Source organism: Microbispora sp. NPDC049125, assembly GCF_040802045.1.
Lineage (GTDB): Bacteria > Actinomycetota > Actinomycetes > Streptosporangiales > Streptosporangiaceae > Microbispora.
Genome location: NZ_JBEZDW010000005.1, coordinates 199,933 through 219,864, shown reverse-complemented (window position 1 = coordinate 219,864; position 19,932 = coordinate 199,933). Strand labels below are relative to the sequence as shown.

The following is a 19,932-nucleotide window of genomic DNA, read 5'->3' as shown; positions in this document are numbered from 1 at the left end:
CGCATATCCGTCGCCGATTCGTAAGCGATCGTCAATCCGTGTGCAAGCGGCGACGCCTAAGACTGGAGGTCCAGGAACACCGGGGAAAACGACCGGCCCGAAGATCACCACCCTGCCTGACGGGGGTGAGGACGGGTCGTAACGGGAGGAAACCGTGACCGGGGGCCGAGCGCAAGAGCTTGCCGTCAAACGCCACGACGTCGAGGAGTGGCTGCGAGCGGGGGAGCACGCGCTCTTTGTAGAGGGGGATCTGGCGGCCGGCCGCCACTGGTTCGACGCGGCCTACCGAGAGGCGGAGCGGCGGGGCGACGGGGAGACGATGGCCAGAGCCGCCCTGGGGCTGGGGGGCCTGTGGGTGCACGAGCACCGGACGGCGGCCGACGCGGCGAAGGTCAGAACGCGCCAGCGCCGCGCCGTCCAGCTCGTCGATCCACGATCCTCGGTGGCGCTCCGGCTGCGCATCAGGATGGCCGCCGAGGACGACTACCGTACGGGCGGCCACGGCGCCATCCTCGCGGCGGTCGCCGAGGCCAGGGACTCCGGGGATCCGGTGGCCCTGGCCGAGGCGCTCAGCCTGGCGCACCACTGCGTGCTCGGGCCAGAGCACGGGCCCCTGCGGCGGGAGCTGGCCCAGGAGCTGATCGGCGAGTCGTCCAGGACGGGCCGCCGCAGCGACCTGCTGATGGGGCTGCTGTGGCGGACGGTCGACCTGTTCGCCGACGACGACCCGCACGCCGAGCGCTCCCTCGCGGAGCTGAGCGGCCTGCTGGTCCACGACGACCACCTCGCGGCCGGGTTCGTGGTCAGCGCGATCGAGGTGATGCTCGGCATCCGGGCCGGCCTGTTCGACCGGGCCGAGGCGGCGGCGTCCGTGTGCGCCGAGCGCGGGGCGGCTGCGGGGGACGTCGACACCACAGGGTGGTACGGAGGGCAGCTCGCGACGATCCGCTGGTATCAGGGGCGCGTCGCCGAGCTCCTCCCGTTGTTGTCCGAGCTGGTGAACTCGCCGACGCTCAGCTCGATCGACAACTCCTATTTCTCCGGGCTGGCGGTCGCCGCCGCCACCGCGGGAGACCGGCGGCAGGCGGCCGGCGCGCTGGCCCGTCTCCGCGGCCGGAGCCTGGCGGACCTGCCGCGATCGAGCAGCTGGCTGATCACCATGTACGGCGTCGTGGAGGCGGCGTACATGCTGGAGGACGCCGAAATCGCGGCCGAGGCGCACGCGCTGCTCGCCCCGTTCGCGCGGCTTCCCGTCATCGTCAGCCTCGGCGTCGCCTGCTTCGGATCCGTGCACCACAGCCTGGGGATGGCCTCTCTGACCGTCGGCGATCTGGACGGTGCCGTGGAGCATCTGCGTGCGGCGGTGCGCCACAACCTCTCGCTGGGGCACTGGCCGGCCGTCGTCCTTTCGCGTCACCGGCTCGGGGAGGCCCTCGCGCTCCGGCACGGGCCGCAGGACGCGGCGGCGAGGCGGGAGGCGGCGCTCGCCGCGCAGGAGGCGGACCGGCTGGGAATGGCGCTGCCCGCCGCCCGGCGGCCGCCCCAATCCCTCCCGGAAGGGCCCCGGCACTCCCCCGTGGTGACCGTGCAGCGCCGCGGCCGGCGGTGGGAGATCGAGCTGGACGGCCGGACCGCGCTCGTCGACCACAGCGTGGGAATGGGACATCTCGCGGTCCTGCTGGCCAATCCCGGGCAGGAGATCCCCGCCGCCGACCTGGCGGCGGGTCCCGGCCTGCCCGCCACGACGCCCGCCCTCGCGGCGTCCCCCCAGTCGATGCTGGACGGCCTGGCCAAACGTGACTACAAACGGCGGCTGGCCGATCTGCGGCACGAGATCGAGCAGTTGGAGTGGATGGACGAGCAGGAGCGGGCCGCCGTCCTGCGTGCCGAGTTCGACTGGCTGGTCGACGAGCTCACCGTCGCGACCGGCACGAGCGGGCGGCAGCGCGAGCTCGCCGGCCCCGACGAACGGGCGCGGATCGCGGTGGGAAAGGCCATCCGGCGCGCCCTCGCCCGCGTCGCGCAGGCCGACGCCGTCATCGGCGAGGAATTGCGCGCCACCGTGCAGACCGGCCTGCGCTGCAGCTACCGGCCCGCCTGACCGCGGTGGCCGTCCCGCCGGGCGGTACGACGCCCTGCCCCGGGTCAGACCGGGAAGGTCACCCCGGTGAGGCGCTCCGACTCCCGCCACAGACGCCGTCGGGCCTCGCCCTCGTGTGATCGGGCGTTGGAGCTCACCCGCACGGGATGGCCGGTCGTCGCGAAGCGTCCGTCCGGACCGTAGTACTCGCCTCCCTTGGCGGCGGGGTCCGTGGCCGCGCGCAACGTGGGAAGGGCGCCCGCCGCCGCGTCGTGGGTCACCAAACCCCCGATGGCCCAGTTGACGGCCTTGAACCAGGCCGGCGCGTGGCGGAGGAGGTCAGTCTGCACTCCCCCCGGATGGGCCGCGAGCGCGGCTGTGCGGGCGCCCGCCGCCGCGAGGCGGTCTTGCAGCTCGTACGTGAACATCAGGTTGGCGAGCTTGGACCGCCCGTACGCGGCGACCCGGTTGTACGCCCGCTCCGACTGGAGATCGTCGAAGTCCATCCGGCCCTGGCGGTGGCCGTTGCTGCTCACCGTGACGACCCTCGATCCGGGAACGGCCGACATGTGGCCGAGCAGCAGCCCGGTCAGCGCGAAGTGGCCGAGATGGTTGACGCCGAACTGCTGCTCGAACCCGTCCTCCGTACGGCCGTGGGGAGTCCACATCAGGCCGGCGTTGTTGACGAGCAGATCCACCGCCTGATGGCGGGCCACGATCTCCTCCGCGGCCTCCCGGACGGAGGCGAGCGACGCCAGGTCGAGGCGGACGACGCCCACCGCGGCCCGGAGGTCGGCGGCCTGGATCCGGGCGGCGGCGTCCTTGGCCCTGCCGATGTCGCGGCAGGCCAGCACGACCGCCGCGCCGCGGCCCGCGAGCACCTTGGCCGTCTCCCAGCCGATGCCCGAGTTGGCGCCCGTGATCACGGCCACCCGCCCGTCCTGGTCCGGCACGTCGGCGGAGGTCCACCGTTGTCTTCCACTCATCGGGCTCCTCCTATAATCGGAACGTGCGCCCCGCTTCGAACTATACGGAACGCCCGCCCCGGTTGTCGAGGGAGAACCCATGACGTCCGGCAGACCCCCGCGCGCCGACGCCCTGCGCAACCGCGCACGGGTGCTGGAGGTCGCCCACGAGGTCTTCGCGGCCGAAGGGCTGTCGGTCCCCATCGACGAGATCGCCCGGCGGGCCGGTGTGGGAGCCGGCACCGTCTACCGGCACTTCCCCACGAAGGACGCCCTCTTCACGGCCATCGTCGTGGCCAGGATCGACCGGATCAGCGCGAGAGCCCGTTCCCTGGCCACGGCCGGCGACCCGGGTCAGGCGTTCTTCGACTTCTTCGCGTACATGGTCGCCGAGGGCATCGCCAACAAGGGGCTCGGCGAAGCCCTGGCCGGCGCGGGGGTCGACGTCGAGGCGCTCGCCGCGGCGAGCGACCAGGAGCTTCAGAGGGCGCTCGCCGATCTGCTCACCCGCGCCCAGCGGGCGGGAGCCGTACGGGACGATGTCGGGCCGAGAGAGGTGAAGGCGCTCATGGGAGGCTGCGCCACGATGGAGCGCCAGCTGGGGGCGAGCGCTCCCGGCCGCATCACGACGATCACCTGCGACGGGCTCCGGCCGCCGGGGGCGCGCACTCCCCCCGGATGACGTGACGCGCCGCCGCCCGGACGGCTACGTCAGGGGTTGGAGATGAAGTGCAAGATCACGTTGTGGACGTGATGGCATTTCTGCTCGCCGCGGAAGTCGACCTCGTACACGTGGGTCCCCACGTTGACGGCGATCGACCCCGAGGAGAAGAAGGACCCGGCGAAGGACTTGTTGCTGACCACACTGACGCTCGTGATCTTCGAGTACGGGATGCTGGTGATCGCGACCTTCTTCCCGACGAAGGACTTGTCCTGGATGATCACCCGGCGGTCGGTGAGCCCCAGAAATCCCGTTCCGGCGCCGATGGCGTCATAGACGGCGATGATCTGCTCGCCCTGCAGGAGGCCACTTTGGATCTGCTGGAGCTGGTCGGGCCTGTCGTACGGGATGGACTGGTTCACGGGAACTCCCCACACTGACGGCACGGGCTCCTGTCAACGGTGACCGTGCGGGTTCACGGGCCGATCTCGGATCATGCACCATACCGACACGTTCCGCCGAGATGTCCACGCCGAACTCGGAACCGGTGGAGAGCCGGCGGTGCGGGCCGACGCGCGTGACCACGTCGCCCAGGCCGTGGCCGCGTACCGGACCCGGACCGCCGGTTCCGGCGGGACGCCGGGCGCCGGGCGCCGGCCGCTGAACCCGTACCGGTCGTGCCGCGCGTCCGCGGGCCGGGATGAATTAGCGTGTCCCGGACGGCGGAGGCGCGATGACGGCGACGAAGATCGATCCACCTCACATGGAGCGGCCCGGACGGCGGCCGGAGCTCGACGCGATCCGGGCTCTGGTGGTGGTCGGGCTGGTGTTCTTCCATTCGGGTCTGGTGTTCGACACCCGCGACGACTACTACGTGAAGAACGCCCAGACCAGCGACGCGCCCACGATCATCGCGGGTCTGTGCGTGGTCTGGGCGATGCCGATGCTCTTCCTCATCGCCGGTCTCGGGTCGTGGCACTCGCTGCGCCGTCGCGGGGCCGGCGGGTTCACCGCCGAACGGCTGCTACGGCTCGGCGTGCCGCTGGCCTTCGCCACCCTCACGATCATCCCGGTGCCGCAGTGGCTCCGGCTGAAGGCCGATCCCGCCTATCACGAGTCGTACCTGCGGTTCCTGCCGAGATTCTTCACCGTCCGGCTGGACCTGACGAACTTCCCGTTCATCCTGCGGGGCGAGTACTTCGAGTTCGGGCACCTGTGGTTCGTGGTGATGCTGCTCGTGTACGCGCTGCTGCTCGCCGCGCTGTACCGCTGGTTTCCCCGGCGCGACGGCCGCCGGGTCCGTGAGCTGCTTGCGGGGGTCGCGCGGCGCCGCGGCGCCGTCCTCGCGCTCCCGGCCGTGCCCGTCGCGCTCATCACCGCACTGGCCGGAATGGAGGAGGCCTTCGCCGGGTGGAGCCGCTGGGCGTACCTGCTGTTCTTCCTGTACGGCTTCGCGCTCGCCGCCGACGACCGGCTCCGGGCCGCGATGCGCCGTGACGCGGCACTCGCCGTGGTGTCCGCCCTGGTCCTGCTGATGATCGGCATGCCGGGCTTCCTCGTCGCGGGCGACGCCCCCGGCGCGGATCCCTTCACGGACATGACCGCGCTCGCCATCGGCGTCCGCCTGCTGTACGGCGCGGCGGGATGGTGCTGCCTGGTCGCGATCCTCGGCCTTCTCGACCGCCGACGGACGGCACGGGCCGCCGCTCCGGACGCCGCCCCGGCCCCGGCCACACCGCCTGGCGTCGCCCCGAGGAGGCGGCTGTACGGCTACCTGGTCGCCGCTGTGCTCCCGCTGTACATCCTCCACCAGCCGATCCTCGTCGCGGTCGCGTACGAGGTGGTCCGCTGGGACGCCCCGGCGGCGGTGAAGTACGTGGTCATCGTGGCGGCCTCGCTCGCCTTGAGCCTCGCGGCGTACGACCTGCTGGTGCGCCGCACACGGCTGACCCGGTTCCTGTTCGGCATGCGCGGCTGACGCGTCACAGGCCGTACGTCTCCAGCAGGTGGAGCCAGAACTCGCTCACGGTCGGGAACGCCGGGACGGCGTGCCACAGCTTTTCGAGGGGCACCTCTGCGGTCACCGCGATGGTGGCAGCGTGAAGGTGGTCGAGGACCCCGGGGCCGGCGAAGGTGACGCCGAGGAGCACGCGGCGATCCTCGTCGACGACCATCTTGGCCCGGCCGGTGTAGCCCTCGGCCTGGAGGTAGGCGCCGGGGACCGCCCCCATGTCGTACTCCACCGCGCGGACCGCGAAGCCGTCGGCGCGGGCCTGGGACTCGGTCCGCCCGGCCACGCAGACCTGTGGATCGGTGAAGATGACCTGGGGCGCGCCCCGGTCGTCGGCGATGTCGCGGAGGGCCGGCAGGCCGTCGGGCAGACCCTTGGCCCGTGCGGCGATCACGTCGCCGCACACCCGGGCCTGGTACTTGCCCATGTGGGTCAGCAGGTTGCGCCCGTTGACGTCGCCGACCGCGTAGAACCAGCCGCCGGGGACGGCCGTCGCCCGCATGGTGGCGTCCACCTCGATCGGGCCGCTCCCCCGCAGGCCCACCGTCTCCAGGCCCAGGTCGCCCACGGCCGCCCGCCGGCCCGTGGCCACCAGGACCTCGTCGGCCTCGACCGGCGAGCCGTCGGCGGTGTGGACGGTCACGGGCCCGCCCGGGACCGGGCGCTCCACCCGGGTGGGCAACCGGCCGAAACGCACGTCGATGCCCGACTGCCGGAACGACTCCACCAGCAGCTCGCCGGCGAACGGCTCGGTCCTGGAGAGCAGGCGGTCGCCGCGCACGAGCAGGGTCGTCTCCTGAGCGCCGAGGGCGTGCAGCGCCTGGGCCATCTCGCAGGCGACGGCACCCCCGCCGATCACGACGAGCCGCTTCGGCACCTGCTGGACGCTGGTCGCCTCCCGGTTCGTCCACGGGAGCGCCTCCCACAGCCCCGGAACGTCGGGGATCAAGGGGTCGCTGCCGGTCGCGACCACGACGGCGTGCCGGGCACGCAACGCCGTGACACCGCCGTCCGGTGTCGTGACCTCCACCTTCAGGGGGCCGGCGAGGCGCCCCCGGCCCCGGACGAACGTCGCCGGGACGTCCTCGATCCAGCTCACCTGGTCGCCGTCGTCGAAGTTGGAGACGGCCTCGTCGCGGCGGGCCAGCACGGCGGCGGTGTCGATCGGGCCGCGCAGCTCCAGGCCTGGCACCCGGCCGACCTCGGCCGCCAGCTCCACCGGCCGCAGCAGCGCTTTGCTCGGGATGCACGCGTAGTAGTGGCACTCGCCGCCCGCGAGGCGCTCCTCGACGACCGCCGCGGTCAGACCACCGCGTACGGCTCGCGCGGCGACGTTCTCACCGACCGGTCCGGCGCCTATCACGATCACGTCGAAGACGTCGTCCTCATCCACCATGGACCCCGCACCCCCCGCTGTCGCAGGTCAGGCCACCGTGTTGTTCACACGAGTCTTTCACCGTCTCGGGCGAAAGGATGGAAAGCGACCGCCAGACGGACATCATGGATCGTCAGGCGCGCCGTCATCGGCGGGAGGCTCTCGCAGGCGAGGTCAACCGGCCTCGGTGAGGTCGGTGGTCGCGGCCAGGTCGGTGACGACGTCCACGAGCCGCCGCACGGCCGGTGAGGTCTGGTCCGGCCGCCAGACCATCTCGGTGGACACGGTCGCGCCGGCCAGCGGCACGAACACCACACCGGTGCGGCGCATGGTCCGGGACGACCGCGCCAGCCGGGTCACGCCGACTCCGGCCGCGACGAGACCGAGCAGGACGCGGATGCTCGCGTCTCGCTGGACGACGTCCGGCGTGAAGCCGGCCTCACGGAACTCGTCGTCGTACGCGCGGTGCCATGGTTCCCACGAGCCGCGCGGGGTCAGCACCCAGCGCTCGTGCGCGAGGTCGTGCAGGTGCAACTCGGCGCGTCCCGCGAGCGGATGGTCCTCAGGCAGCACGGCGCAGACCTGTTCGGTGACCAGAGTGCGCGACGCCAGCCCGTCGACCTTCGGAGGGCGGGTGAAGGCGACGTCGTAACGCCCCTCCATCACCCCCTGGACCAGGGGCGCGATCGTCGTCTCCTCCGTCTTCAGCGTGAGCCCGGGGAGGCGTTCGCGCACGGCCCGGACGACCGGCGGCAGCAGATAGTTGGCCGTGGTCGCCAGGAAGGCGAGACGGAGCGTACCGGCCTCGCCGCGCACCGCCCGCCGGACGACGGCCACGGCCTCGTCGGCCCGCGCGAGCACGGCCCGGGCCTCGGGGAGGAGCAGCGCTCCTACGCCGGTCAGCGTGGTGCCCCGGCTGTCGCGCTCGAACAGCTTCGCGCCGAGCATCCGTTCCAGCGCGCTGATCTGCTGGGACAGCGACTGCTGAGTGATCAGGAGCTGGGCGGCCGCCCCGGTGAAGCTCGACTGCTCCGCGACGGCCACGAAGTACCTGAGCTGCCGAAGCTCCGGGGCCACAGGCACAGGCTACCGCCGGTCCAGGCAATAGGTGTTGGACGCCCCAGACACGTAGACACCAGCATTGTTTCTGTCATTCGACGCATAAAGGGAGAAACGATGACAAATCACACCGACGGTCGCGTCTGGCTGATCACGGGATGCTCGTCCGGCTTCGGCCGCGAGCTCGTGCTGGCGGCGCTGGCCGCGGGCGACCGGGTGATGGCCACCGCACGCCGTCCCGAGACGCTGTCGGGGCTGGCGGACATCGGCGGGGAACGGCTCAGCACGGCCGCGCTGGACGTCACCGACCCGGCCTCCGTCGACGCGGCGGTGAAGGCGACGCTGGCGGTGTTCGGCCGGATCGACGTGGTGGTGAACAACGCCGGCAGCATGATCCTCGGCGCCGTCGAGGAGGTCTCCATGGACGATCTGCGGGCGCAGATGGAGGTCAACTACTTCGGCGCGGCCGAGGTCACCAGGGCCGTCGTGCCGCTGATGCGGGAGCGGGGCAGCGGGACGATCGTGCAGATGAGCTCGCTGGGCGGGCTCAAGACCTACCCGGGCTTCGGCGCGTACCACGCCGCGAAGTGGGCGCTCGAAGGCCTGTCCGAGACGCTGTCGGCCGAGCTGGCGCCGCTGGGAGTCCGCGTGCTCATCGTGGAGCCGGGCGCGTTCCGTACGGAGTTCAACAGGAACATCCGCAAGGCTCGTGAGATCGGGGCCTACCACCAGACGTCCGGCGCCACCCGGGAGATGACGAACCAGCTCCTGGACGCAGAGCCGAACGACCCGGTGAAGGGCGCGGCGGCCATCCTCCAGGCCGTCGGCAGCGCGAACCCGCCGCTGCGCCTCGTCCTCGGCGATGAGGCGGTCGACGGCGTACGGGAGCACCACGAGGCCCTCCTGGCCGAGGTCACCGCGTGGGAGACCCTGAGCCGCTCGACCGCCATGTCCTGAAATCAGCCTCCGGTTCGACGGAGCATCGGCCGGCCCGCCCCCTTGAGACGGCCGCCGCATGACTCAGGCGCCGGGGCGGGCCCGATCCGCCTCGGCGCCGCGGAACCGGACGAGCCTGACGAACGCCTCCTGGCTCGCCTCGGGGCCGTCGTCGGCGAACGCGCGGCTGCGGGCGAACTGCCGCAGCGGCTCGGTGTAGTGGTACCGGTCCAGGCCGCCCGGCTCCAGAAGGTGCAGGTCCACGAGGGATTCCAGCAGCGCGGCGGCGTCGTCCAGCGGCAGTTCGAGTACGGCCGCGGCGGCGTCGAGCGAGACCTCCGGCCCGTCGGCCATGGACAGCAGCCGGAACGCCCGCGCCTGCGCGGGTGACAGCTGCTCCATCACCGACATGTACGGCCGCTCGATGGCCCGGCACTCCGGCGGGAGCACCGGCGAGCCGGGGCCGGGCCTGCCGAGCCGCCGATTCGCCTCCGCGATGCTCCAGCCCGGCCGCGAGGCGATCCGCGCGCCGAGAGCCCGCAGCACCTGAGGCTGGCCGGCGGTGCGCCTGACGAGCTCGCGGATGTCCGACGGCTCGGCGCGCACCCGGCCGGCGCCGATGAGCCGCTCCAGCAACGCGATCGAATCGTCCTCGCCCAGCCCGCCCAGCGTCAGCCAATGGACGTACGCCAGGCCGTACAGGCGTTGCCGCGCGGTGATCACGACGGCGGACCCGCCGGAGCCGGGCAGCAGCCGCCGCACCTGTTCGGCGTCGCGGGCGTCGTCCAGCACGACGAGCAACCGGCGTCCCGTGGTCAGCGTCCGCCACAGCGCCATCCGCTCGCTGAACGACTCGGGCAGCCCCGCGCCCGGCACGCCGACGCCGCGGAGCAGCTCCGCCAGCGGCTCGCCGGCCGTGCCGAGGTCGACGAAGAGCCGGCCGTCGGGGAAGTCCGCGGCGATCTCGTGCCCGAGGTGCACGGCGAGGGCGGTCTTGCCGATGCCCGCGAGCCCCTCGACGCCGACCACCGGCACGCTCGCGTGCGACGGGGTCAGGGCGCCGGCCATGACTGAGCGCTCCTCGTCGCGGCCGACGAAGTCCGGCAGGTCCGGCGGCAGCTGACTGGGCCCGTGCTGTGTGGGCCCGTTCTGTGTGGGCCCGTGCGGCGCGGCGGGGACGGACGCCGGCGTGGCCGGGGCGAGCAGCGCCGGGTCGGACGCCAGGATCCGCCTCTGCATCTCCTTCAGGTCCGGCCCGGGATCCAGGCCCAGCTCGTCGGCGAGCAGCCGCTGCACCTGCGCGAAGACGGCGAGCGCGTCGGCCTGCCGGCCCGACCGGTAGAGCGCCAGCATCAGCAGCTCGCGGGGCCGCTCGCGCAGCGGCTCTTCGGCGATCACCTCCGCGAGCCCGGCGGCCGCCTCGGCGTACCGGCCCGACTCGATGTCGGCCGCCGCCAGGTCCTCGATCGCCGTGAGCCGTACCTGCCCGAGTCGTACGCGCTGGAACTCGGCGTAGTCTCCGTTGACCCCGGCGAGCGGGGTGCCGTGCCACAGATCCAGCGCGGCCCGCAGCGCGTCCGCCGCGGCGGGGGCGTCACCGGCTCGGCTCGCCTCCCTGGCGACCCCGAGGTGCCGCTGGAAGCCGGCGAGGTCGAGGTTCTCGGTCCGCAGGGCGTAGCCGCCGCCGACCGACTCGATCACCGCCGCCGGGTGGCCTGGGCCGAGCGCGCGGCGCAGCCGCGACACGTACGAGCGGACCACGCCGACGGCGGCGCGCGGCGCCGCGTCGCCCCAGATCGCGGCGATCAGCTGGTCGGGCGAGGCGGGCTGCCCGGCCTGCAGCAGGAGGATCGCGAGGATCGCCCGCTGCTGCGGTGAGCCCAGCTCGATCTCGTCGTCGCCGCGCCATGCGCGCACCGGGCCGAGCACCTCGAACCGCAGCCGCTCCCCCACCAAGGCCCCCTCCGGAAACCGACCCTATGGCCAACCCCGGCAACGGCCCGCGTACGGCCGTTATTCCAGGTCAGTCCGGGCCGAGAAGGTCGGCGAACGGCGTCGGCTCGAACGGATCACGGCCGGCCGGCGCGCCCCGCCGGTGGATCTCGGCGACGAGCTGGGCCGCCGCCCGGTCGATCCGGTGGGCCAGGAGATCAGATGCGGTCGCGCCGCCCCAGTCTTCCGGGGCCGCGAACACCGACGTCGGCACGACCACGCCTCGCAGGTAGGCGAACAGCGGACGGATCGCGTTCTCCGGCACCAGCGAGTGCCGCGCGGTGCCGCCGGTCGCGCCGATCAGGATGGGTTTGTCCGTCAGCGCGTCGTCGTCCAGCATGCCGAGGACGTCGAAGAACGCCTTGAACAGCCCGCTGTAGGACGCCGTCAGCGTCGGCGTGACCGCGATCAGGCCGTCGGCTCCGATCACCGTTTCCAGCGCGTCCCGGAGCTTCTCGGCCGGGTAGCCGCTGACCAGGTTGTCGACCAAATCATGCGCGTGATCGCGGACCTCGATCACGCGCACCTCGGCGTCGTCACCGACCTCGCGCAGCTCGCGTTCCGCGGCCGCGGCCAGCCGGTCGGCGAGCAGCCGCGTCGAGGACGGGCGGCCCAGCCCGGCGGACACCACGGCGATGACGCGCTTCATCGGACCTGCTCCGCCTTCGGTGAGTTTCATCGGACCTGTGCCGCCTTCAGCGACTCGTGGGTGGGCGGCTCGGGGATGTGCGCCGGTCGCCGCGCCGCGAACTCCTTGCGGAGCACGGGGACGACCTCCTCGCCGAGGAAGTCGATCTGCTCCAGCACCGCCTTGTGCGGCAGGCCCATGCCGTCGACGTTGAACAACTGGCGCTGGTAGTCGCCGAAGTCCTCCCGGAAGCGGAGCGTCCGGTCGATGATCTCCGCCGGACTACCCACCGACAGCGGCGTCTGCCGCATGGTGTCCTTGAGCGACGGCCCGTTGCCGTACACCGGGGAATTGTCGAAGAACGGCCTGAACTCGGCGATCGCGTCCTGAGACTTCCTCCGCATGTACACCTGCCCGCCGAGCCCCACGATCGCCCGGTCGGCCGGCCCGTGCCCGTAGTGCTCGAATCTGGTCCGGTACAGGTCGATCATCCGGCGGGTGTGCTCCGCCGGCCAGAAGATGTTGTTGTGGAAGAACCCGTCGCCGTAGTAGGCGGCCTGCTCGGCGATCTCGGGGCTGCGGATCGAGCCGTGCCAGACGAACGGCGGCACGCCGTCGAGCGGGCGGGGGGTCGAGGTGAACGACTGCAGGGGCGTACGGAACCTGCCCTCCCAGTCGACCACGTCCTCACGCCACAACCGGCGCAGCAGCGCGTAGTTCTCCACCGCGAGCGCGATGCCGTCGCGGATGTCCTTGCCGAACCACGGGTATACGGGGCCGGTGTTACCCCGGCCCATCATCAGGTCGACCCGGCCGTCCGCCAGGTGCTGGAGCGTCGCGTAGTCCTCGGCGATCTTCACCGGGTCGTTCGTGGTGATCAGCGTCGTCGACGTCGACAGCAGGATCCTGCTGGTCCGCGCCGCGATGTAGCCGAGGATCGTGGTGGGCGAGGACGGCACGAACGGCGGATTGTGGTGCTCGCCCATCGCGAAGACGTCGAGGCCCGCCTCCTCCGCCCTGAGCGCCGTCTCGATCATGCGCTTGATGCGCTCGTGCTCGGTCGGCGCGCGCCCGGTCGCGGGGTCGGGCGCGATGTCGCCGACGGTGAAGATGCCGAAGTGCATGGTGATCACTCAGCCCGTGAACTCGTCGCGCACCGCATCGAGGCTCCACGTATCGGTCATCGGGACCAGCTCCCCCTGGGTCATCCGCGACCGGTCGTTCCGGTCACGTTCCCATCGAAGCGCCGCCACGTTGACGCCTCCTGCACACGTCCTTCACGCGCCGTGCACGCCCGCCGCGTCGTCGCCGGCGGCGCACCCCCACGAGACGATCCGACTTCTCGATGACCACGCCCCCACCCGGAGGCCGGGGTCAGGACTGTGGGGGTGCGTCACTGAGTCCACGCAGAAGCCGGCGGACATGGGCCGGGGCTTCAGCTGGGTCCACCGGTAGATGTTCGACCAGCAATCGGTACCAGAACGGACCGAATACGAGGTCGACGGCGTGGTCGACATCCAGCCCGGCGGGTACTTCACCGCGATCGACGGCGCGTGTGAACACAGCGGCCAGCACATCGCGGCGGCTCTGCACCCAGCCGCGGAACGCCTCAGCGAAGACCGGGTCCAGCTGAGCTTCGGCCATGAGGCCACGAAGCGCCCTGACCCGAGCTGGATGCTCGGCGACCCGGTACAACGCGGTGACGAAAGTCGTCAGATCCTCCACCAGGCGGTCGCTGTCCGGCATCGGCATGCGCTCGGCGACCAAATGCCCGTAGGCCTCCATCACCAGCTCGGCTTTCGACGACCACCACCGGTAGATGGTGCTCTTGGCCACGCCGGAACGGGCCGCCACCCCCTCGATGGTGATGGCGGCGTATCCATCGTCCTCCAGGATCTGCACCGCCGCGCGGAGCGCGTCGTCATGCGCGTCCGCGCTACGCACCCGGCCTCCGACGCGGCGGGGGCGGTCGGCATCAGCGGCGGACGAACCTGGAGACATGGACATCACCGTAGCAGCGTGCTAATTTCAATCGAAACGCTACGTAGCGTTTCGATTGGAGTATCACATGAGCACGATCGTCGTATCGCACGGCTACGAGGCCGACAGCGACAGCGTCTGGTTCCCCTACCTCCGCAAAATGCTGGAAGCCCAAGGACATCGGGTGCGGATCCCGAACCTGCCCGACAACACGGCGCCCCGGCTCGCCCCTTGGCGGACGGCCCTTCGCGACTGTGTGGCGGACACCGACCCCCGAGACACCGTCCTCGTCGGACACAGCATCGGAGGCGTCAACGTCCTTGGCCTGTTGCAACAGCACGACGTCAACACCGCCGGCGCCTTCGCCGGCGCGGTCCTCGTGGCGACTCCCGCGCACGTGCCGGCCGGTTATGAAGCCCTCGCGGACTTCTTCGCCGAGCCGTTCGACTGGCCCCGGCTGCGCCGGGCCGCCGAGCGGTACCGGTTGCTCACCGCCGCTGACGACCCGGTTCTTCTCCCGGATCCGATCCACCACGTCAAGGCCCTCGTCACCGGCCTGGAAGCAACCGCCGTCCTCACTGCCACCGGCGCTCACTACGGCGCGCGCCCAGACGACCACATCGACCTACCCGAAGCTGTCCGACTCGTCTTGGACTGCCTGTCGGCAAACCCGTGAACCGCCGCAAGTCCAGCGACGCCAGCCGACACGCCACCCCCGGGACACCCAATCACCGACTGCAGCGCCGGCTATCGATTCCACCGGACCACTCGCCTCAACCTCTCGATCCGGCTGAACACTGACCGACAAGACAGCGCCTTGCGGCGCGGTTGGCGGCCAACTGTCACAGGATCGAATTGGGAGCAGGTCCTCCTATCATCGGGGGAGAAGCTCTGGAGGAGACCATGCGCCCTACGCCGGCGGACCTCGGCGGCCCGTGCAACAACCTCGCACTGCGCAAGGCGGCCCGGTACCTCGGCGCGACGTACGACAAGGCCCTGGCCCCGGCCGGTCTCCGCGCGACGCAGTTCAGCATCCTGCAGACGCTCGGCGCCCATGGAGAGATGACGATCACCAGCCTCGCAGAGAAGATCGCCATGGACCGTACGACGATGGCCTCGAACCTCAAGCCGCTCGCACGCGGGGGCCTGGTGACCGTCGAGTCGTCGGCGGCCGACCGCCGCGCACGGATCGTCACGATCACGCCGGAGGGCCGCTCCCGGCTGGACGTCGCTCTGCCGCTGTGGCGATCCGTGCAGGCCCGGTTCGAGGAGAGCTTCGGAGCCGACGAGGCGGCCCGGCTGCGCACCTCCCTCGAAGCCGTCCTCCGCACCGGCTTCCAGCCCTGGGCCGAATGAGGCCCGCTCAGCGCAGGTAGAAGTCCTTGCGCGCGGCCACGAAGGTCTCGATCGTCTGGGCCGGCGCGCCCGTGAGGCGTTCGACGTCGTCGGACGCGCGGTCGTAGCGGTTCTCGCGGTGGAGCCGGGCCATGGTGGCGATGTGCTCTTCCGTGTGCGGCGGCAGGCCCGCCTGCGCGAGCACCTCGGCCCGCCACCGGTCCAGCGGCACATCGGCATAGGACACCGGACGCCCCAGCGCCCGTGAGAACTCCTCGGCCATCTCGGTCATGTCGACCGCGCGCGGCCCGGTCAGCTCGTAGACGCGCCCGACGTGCGGAGCCGGATCGCGCAGCACGGTGGCGACCACCCGGGCGACGTCGTCCACGGCCACCGGCGACGTGCGCCCCGACCCGAACGGCAGCGCGATCGTGCCGTTCTCCCGGATCGAGCGCGCCGCCAGCGTGGTGAACAGCGGATTGTCCAGGAACGACGTCGGCCGGATGTGCACCACCGGCAGGCCCGACCAGTTCAGCACCTGCTCCGCCAGCCAGTGCAACCGCTGCTGGTGCGACTCCGCGGTGCTGGTGGCGGTCATCTGCGACACCGTCATCTGCGACATGCCGACCAGGCCGGCGAGCTCTCCGTGCTCCCGCGCCACGGCGGCCACCACGGTCGCTGCCAGCAGGTGGTCCGGCGACACGGGCATCGCGAAGTACATCCGCCCGGCGCCCTCCAGCGCGGCCGCGACGCTCTCCGGCCGGGTCAGATCGCCGACGACCACCTCCGCGCCGAGCGCGCGCAAGCCGGCCGCACGATCATCGTCGCGGCGGACCATCGCGCGCACCGGCACATCCCGCGCACGCAGTTTCTCCAGGACCGTACGGCCCACGCCGCCGGCGCCTGCGATGAGGACAAGGTCGTTGGCAGCCATCGGTCGATCTCCCTTTCCGCGACCCGCGAGCGCCGCTTTCGCTTCGCGACAATTACGAGCATATGCTCCTATCTGCTGAACGCAAAAGCCGCCAGAGAGGAGGGCGGTAAGCCCGCTCGCCGTCAGTCGGCCGCGAGCCGGGGTCAGATCAGCTTGGCCGGGGTGATGGGCAGGTCGCGGACGCGCCGGCCGGTCGCGTGGTAGACGGCGTTGGCCACGGCGGCGGCGGTTCCCACGATGCCGATCTCGCCGATGCCCTTGGCGCCCATCGGATTCAGCCGGTCGTCGTCCTCGTCGATCCAGACGGCCTCGATCCGCTCGATGTCGGCGTTGACCGGCACGTGATACTGGGCCAGGTCATGGTTGACGAAGCCGCCGAACTCCAGGTCGGTGATGGTCTCCTCCATCAGCGCCATACCGATCCCCATGGTCATGCCGCCGATGAACTGGGATCTGGCGAGGGTCTCGTCGATGATGCGACCGGCGGCGAACACGCCGAGCATCCGCGAGATCCGCACCTCCCCCGTGTCGGCGTCGACCCGCACCTCGGCGAACTGCGCCCCGAAGGCGTGCGTGGCCAGCTTGGCGGCGGCGCCGACCGCCTCGGTGGTGTCGGCGAATCCCTGCTTGCCGTCGCCGCGCACCAGGTCCTCGCAGGCCATCGTGACGGCCGAGCCCCACGAGGCGGTGCCCATCGAGCCGCCGGCGAGCGGGGCGTACGGCAGATCGCTGTCCCCCAGCTCGACGCGGACCACGGCCGGGTCGGCGCCCAGGGCGTCCGCGGCGATGCGGGTGAGCGCGGTGCGTGCGCCGGTGCCGATGTCCGCGGCGGCGATCTTGACGACGTACCCGCCGTCCTCGACCGCGGCGCTCGCCTGGGACGGACGCCGCCTGGCCGGGTAGGTGGACGCGGCGACGCCGGTGCCGATCAGCCAGCGACCCTGACGGCGGATGCCGGGTGACGGGTCGCGTTCGTCCCAGCCGAACCGGCGGGCGCCCTCCCGCAGGCAGGCGACCAGATTGCGGGAGCTGAACGGCATGCCGCTTTCGGGCTCGGCGTCCGGTTCGTTCGTCACGCGCAGCTCGATCGGGTCGAGCCCGGCGGCGACGGCAAGCTCGTCCATCGCCGACTCCAGCGCGTACATGCCGGGGCACTCGCCAGGGGCCCGCATCCAGGACGGCGTGGCCACGTCCAGGCGCACCAGGCGATGCGCGGTGCGCAGCGCGGGCGTCGCGTACATGACGCGCGCCGGGGTTGCGGTCTGCTCGGCGAACTCCACCAGCGTGGAGCTCTGCTCGGCCACCTCGTGCTCCAGCGCGAGGAGGCGGCCCGCGGCGTCGACGCCGGCGCGGACGCGCTGGATCGTCGGCGTGCGGTAGCCGGTGACGTCGTACATCTGCCGGCGGGTCAGCGCGACCTTGACCGGCCGGCCCACGGCCCGTGCGGCGACGGCGGCCAGGACGGAGTTCGGCCTGGCCGTGCCCTTGGAGCCGAAGCCGCCGCCGACGTGCCTGGCCACCACCCGCACCCGCTCGGGCGGTACGCCGAGCGCCTGGGCGATCATGTCGCGGTCGGCGGAGGCGCCCTGCGTGGAGTCGTGGACCGTCAGCTCGCCGTCGCCGCTCCACATCGCCACCGAGGCGTGCGGCTCCATCGGGTTGTTGTGCATGACCGGGGTCGTGTAGGTCACGTCGATGGTGGCCGCCGCCTCCGCCAGCCCGGCCGCGACGTCGCCCTTCTCGGTGTCCGCCGGGTAGTCGGGGTTGACCTTGTCCGGCTTGTAGAGGCCGGGATGGTCGTCACGAAGCCGTACGTCGTGGGGCTCGGGCTCGTAGGACACCACGACCGCGCGGGCGGCGGCGCGGGCGTTCTCGTAGGTGTCGGCGACGACGGCCGCGACGAGCTGCCCCCGGTAGGCCACCTCCCGGTGCTGGAACAGCGCCAGCTCCCCCGTGACGTCCTCGCCGAGCTCCGGCGGATCCTCGCTGGACAGCACGGCCAGCACGCCCGGCATGGCCAGGGCGGCCGAGGCGTCGACGCCGGTGATCCGGGCGCGGGCGAACTCGGACTGGACGGGGTAGCAGTAGGCGACGCCCTCGGCGGGATACTCGGCCGAGTAGAGAGCGCGGCCGGTGACCTTGTCGTGCCCTTCGACGCGGTTCACGGCGCCAGCTCCAGAAGGGTGCGCACGATCAGGTTGCGTGCCATCGGCACCTTGTACGCGTTGCGCGGCAGCGGGCGTGCCCGTTCCATCTCGGCCTCGGCCGCCGCGGCGAAGGCGTCCTCCCCCGCGCGGGAGCCGCGCAGCGCCTGCTCGGCGTGGTAGGCGCGCCACGGCGCGTGCGCGACGCCGCCGAGCGCGACCCGGCAGTCCGCGACGGTCCCGTCAGCGTCCACGTCGAGGACGGCGGCGATGGAGACCAGGGCGAACGCGAACGAGGCCCGCTCGCGCACCTTGCGGTAACGGGAGGCGCCGGGCGGCGGGGCGGGCAGGACCACGGCGGTGATCAGCTCGCCCGGCTCCAGCACGGTGTCGCGCTCAGGCTCGTCCCCGGGCAGCCGGTGCAGGCCGGGCATCGGCACGACCCTCTCCCCGCCGGGGCCGGTGACGTGCACGCGGGCGTCCAGCGCGGCGAGGGCCACCGCCATGTCGGACGGGTGGGTCGCCACGCAGGCGTGGGAGTGGCCGAGCACGGCGAGGCCGGCGTGGTCGCCCTCGATGGCCGGGCAGCCGGATCCGGGGAGCCGCTTGTTGCACGGCTTGGAGACGTCCTGGAAGTACGCGCAGCGGGTGCGCTGCAGCAGGTTGCCGCCGACGGTCGCCATGTTCCGCACCTGCCCGGACGCCCCCTCCAGCACCGCGCGGGCCAGCATCGGGTAGCGCTCGCGGACCAGCGGATGCGCGGCCAGGTCGCTGTTGCGTACGGCGGCGCCTATGCGCAGCCCGCCGCCGTCCGGCTCGATGCCGTCGAGCGGGAGGCGGCTCACGTCGACCAGCGTGTCGGGCCGCGCGACGCCGAGCCGCATGAGGTCCACCAGGTTCGTGCCGCCGCCGAGGTACATCACGCCCGGCCTGAACATCGCCACGGCTTCGGCCTGGTCGGCGGCTCGCGCGTACTCGAACGCCTTCACCCGGCCACCTCGGCGATCGCGGTCACGATGTTGGGGTAGGCGCCGCACCGGCACAGGTTGCCGCTCATCCGCTCGCGTATCTCCTCGGCCGTCAGCTCGGGATCGGCGGTCAGGTCCTCGGTCGCGGCACTCGGGCCGTGCTCGGCGAGCATCCCCACGGCCGAGCAGAGCTGCCCGGGGGTGCAGTATCCGCACTGGAAGGCGTCGTGCTCGATGAAGGCCGCCTGCAGCGGATGCAACTCCTCTCCGCCGGCCAGACCCTCGACGGTGGTGACGTCGCGGCCCTCCTGGGCGACCGCCAGGGCGAGGCAGGCCAGCGCGCGCCGCCCGTCGATCAGCACGGTGCAGGCGCCGCATTGGCCGTGGTCGCAGCCCTTCTTCGAACCGGTGAGCCCCAGGCGCTCGCGCAGCACGTCGAGCAGGGAGACGCGCGGATCCACGTCGATCGCCCGGTCCACGCCGTTCACCGTGAGGGTGATCTCCATGGGCGCTCGCTTACCCGGCGGTATCCAGCTGAATCCTTCTTATCCACGCTTTTGCCCGCTGTTGGGGCAATGGTGGATCGCGGCGAGATAGTCCCGATACCGCCGCGACGTCGCCGGCATCGGAGACCAGCCCGGCATAGCCGTCGGGACGGATCAGCACGAGAGCGCGAAGCCTTTCTATCGTGGGATGGTGAGTACAGAGGCGTCCGCACCCGTCCGCCGTCGCCGGCACGGCAAGCGAGCTGATGCCGTTCGACCTGGTCATGGACCTCCAGCCCCCGAAGCCCGCACGCGTCCAGTCGATCGTCGACGAACTCTTCCTCCCCCTCCTGCAGGCTCACGCACGCGTTCAGCAACA

At 72.0% G+C, this 19,932-nt stretch carries 18 protein-coding genes; 6 read left to right on the top strand and 12 right to left on the bottom strand.

What is annotated here, in order from left to right; all coding sequences use genetic code 11:
- Positions 1-154 precede the first annotated feature (154 nt).
- Positions 155-2,101, top strand: a complete 1,947-nt coding sequence (locus tag AB0B72_RS08600; protein WP_367737968.1) for a hypothetical protein — start codon at positions 155-157, stop codon at positions 2,099-2,101.
- Between the two features lie 44 nt (positions 2,102-2,145).
- On the opposite strand, the gene AB0B72_RS08595 is transcribed toward AB0B72_RS08600, so the two are convergent.
- Positions 2,146-3,066 carry an oxidoreductase gene (locus AB0B72_RS08595; RefSeq protein ID WP_367737967.1) on the bottom strand — a complete coding sequence of 307 codons (921 nt, stop codon included), beginning with the start codon at positions 3,064-3,066 and terminating at the stop codon, positions 2,146-2,148.
- A gap of 79 nt (positions 3,067-3,145) precedes the next feature.
- On the opposite strand from AB0B72_RS08595, the gene AB0B72_RS08590 reads away from it, so the two are divergent.
- Entirely contained in the window at positions 3,146-3,727 is a 582-nt protein-coding gene (locus AB0B72_RS08590) for a TetR/AcrR family transcriptional regulator (RefSeq protein ID WP_367737966.1), read from the top strand.
- 29 nt (positions 3,728-3,756) lie between these two features.
- Here AB0B72_RS08590 and AB0B72_RS08585 read toward each other — a convergent pair whose 3' ends face one another.
- The gene (locus AB0B72_RS08585) at positions 3,757-4,128 is read right to left on the bottom strand and encodes a PH domain-containing protein (RefSeq protein WP_367737965.1); all 372 of its coding nucleotides are present in this window, start codon (positions 4,126-4,128) and stop codon (positions 3,757-3,759) included.
- Between the two features lie 311 nt (positions 4,129-4,439).
- On the opposite strand from AB0B72_RS08585, the gene AB0B72_RS08580 reads away from it, so the two are divergent.
- The gene (locus AB0B72_RS08580; protein ID WP_367737964.1) at positions 4,440-5,684 is read left to right on the top strand and encodes an acyltransferase family protein; all 1,245 of its coding nucleotides are present in this window, start codon (positions 4,440-4,442) and stop codon (positions 5,682-5,684) included.
- A 4-nt stretch (positions 5,685-5,688) separates the two neighbouring features.
- Here AB0B72_RS08580 and AB0B72_RS08575 read toward each other — a convergent pair whose 3' ends face one another.
- Both AB0B72_RS08575 and AB0B72_RS08570 read right to left on the bottom strand, forming a co-directional pair.
- Positions 5,689-7,113 carry an NAD(P)/FAD-dependent oxidoreductase gene (locus AB0B72_RS08575; RefSeq protein WP_367737963.1) on the bottom strand — a complete coding sequence of 475 codons (1,425 nt, stop codon included), beginning with the start codon at positions 7,111-7,113 and terminating at the stop codon, positions 5,689-5,691.
- 153 nt (positions 7,114-7,266) lie between these two features.
- Complete coding sequence (locus tag AB0B72_RS08570; RefSeq protein ID WP_367737962.1) at positions 7,267-8,169, bottom strand: LysR family transcriptional regulator; 903 nt, start codon at positions 8,167-8,169, stop codon at positions 7,267-7,269.
- A gap of 99 nt (positions 8,170-8,268) precedes the next feature.
- Between AB0B72_RS08570 and AB0B72_RS08565 the strand changes: the two genes are divergently transcribed.
- On the top strand, positions 8,269-9,108 hold the full coding sequence (locus tag AB0B72_RS08565; protein WP_367737961.1) for an oxidoreductase: 840 nt from the start codon (positions 8,269-8,271) through the stop codon (positions 9,106-9,108).
- Positions 9,109-9,171: 63 nt separating this feature from the next.
- On the opposite strand, the gene AB0B72_RS08560 is transcribed toward AB0B72_RS08565, so the two are convergent.
- The 4 genes from AB0B72_RS08560 to AB0B72_RS08545 form a co-directional block, all read right to left on the bottom strand.
- A complete protein-coding gene (locus AB0B72_RS08560; RefSeq protein ID WP_367737960.1) occupies positions 9,172-11,040 on the bottom strand; it encodes a BTAD domain-containing putative transcriptional regulator in 1,869 nt (622 codons plus the stop codon).
- Positions 11,041-11,110: 70 nt separating this feature from the next.
- Positions 11,111-11,728, bottom strand: coding sequence for a CE1759 family FMN reductase (locus tag AB0B72_RS08555; protein WP_367737959.1), 618 nt, complete (start codon positions 11,726-11,728; stop codon positions 11,111-11,113).
- A 26-nt stretch (positions 11,729-11,754) separates the two neighbouring features.
- Complete coding sequence (locus AB0B72_RS08550; protein WP_367737958.1) at positions 11,755-12,831, bottom strand: LLM class flavin-dependent oxidoreductase; 1,077 nt, start codon at positions 12,829-12,831, stop codon at positions 11,755-11,757.
- A gap of 250 nt (positions 12,832-13,081) precedes the next feature.
- Positions 13,082-13,651 (bottom strand): TetR/AcrR family transcriptional regulator, encoded by a 570-nt coding sequence (locus AB0B72_RS08545; RefSeq protein ID WP_367737957.1) that lies wholly within the window; start codon positions 13,649-13,651, stop codon positions 13,082-13,084.
- A 124-nt stretch (positions 13,652-13,775) separates the two neighbouring features.
- On the opposite strand from AB0B72_RS08545, the gene AB0B72_RS08540 reads away from it, so the two are divergent.
- Together AB0B72_RS08540 and AB0B72_RS08535 are read left to right on the top strand one after the other, a co-directional pair.
- Complete coding sequence (locus AB0B72_RS08540) at positions 13,776-14,363, top strand: alpha/beta fold hydrolase (protein WP_367737955.1); 588 nt, start codon at positions 13,776-13,778, stop codon at positions 14,361-14,363.
- A 227-nt stretch (positions 14,364-14,590) separates the two neighbouring features.
- Positions 14,591-15,043, top strand: coding sequence for a MarR family winged helix-turn-helix transcriptional regulator (locus AB0B72_RS08535; RefSeq protein ID WP_367737954.1), 453 nt, complete (start codon positions 14,591-14,593; stop codon positions 15,041-15,043).
- A 7-nt stretch (positions 15,044-15,050) separates the two neighbouring features.
- Here the strand turns inward: AB0B72_RS08535 and AB0B72_RS08530 are convergent, their stop codons facing one another.
- From AB0B72_RS08530 to AB0B72_RS08515, 4 genes are all read right to left on the bottom strand, one after another.
- Positions 15,051-15,956 (bottom strand): NAD(P)H-binding protein, encoded by a 906-nt coding sequence (locus tag AB0B72_RS08530; protein ID WP_367737953.1) that lies wholly within the window; start codon positions 15,954-15,956, stop codon positions 15,051-15,053.
- A gap of 143 nt (positions 15,957-16,099) precedes the next feature.
- Positions 16,100-18,121, bottom strand: coding sequence for a xanthine dehydrogenase family protein molybdopterin-binding subunit (locus tag AB0B72_RS08525; RefSeq protein ID WP_367737951.1), 2,022 nt, complete (start codon positions 18,119-18,121; stop codon positions 16,100-16,102).
- Positions 18,118-19,089 (bottom strand): xanthine dehydrogenase family protein subunit M, encoded by a 972-nt coding sequence (locus tag AB0B72_RS08520; RefSeq protein WP_367737950.1) that lies wholly within the window; start codon positions 19,087-19,089, stop codon positions 18,118-18,120. Before AB0B72_RS08520 ends, AB0B72_RS08525 begins: the two co-directional genes overlap by 4 nt.
- Positions 19,086-19,574 carry a 2Fe-2S iron-sulfur cluster-binding protein gene (locus AB0B72_RS08515; RefSeq protein ID WP_367737949.1) on the bottom strand — a complete coding sequence of 163 codons (489 nt, stop codon included), beginning with the start codon at positions 19,572-19,574 and terminating at the stop codon, positions 19,086-19,088. Before AB0B72_RS08515 ends, AB0B72_RS08520 begins: the two co-directional genes overlap by 4 nt.
- Positions 19,575-19,932 lie beyond the last annotated feature (358 nt).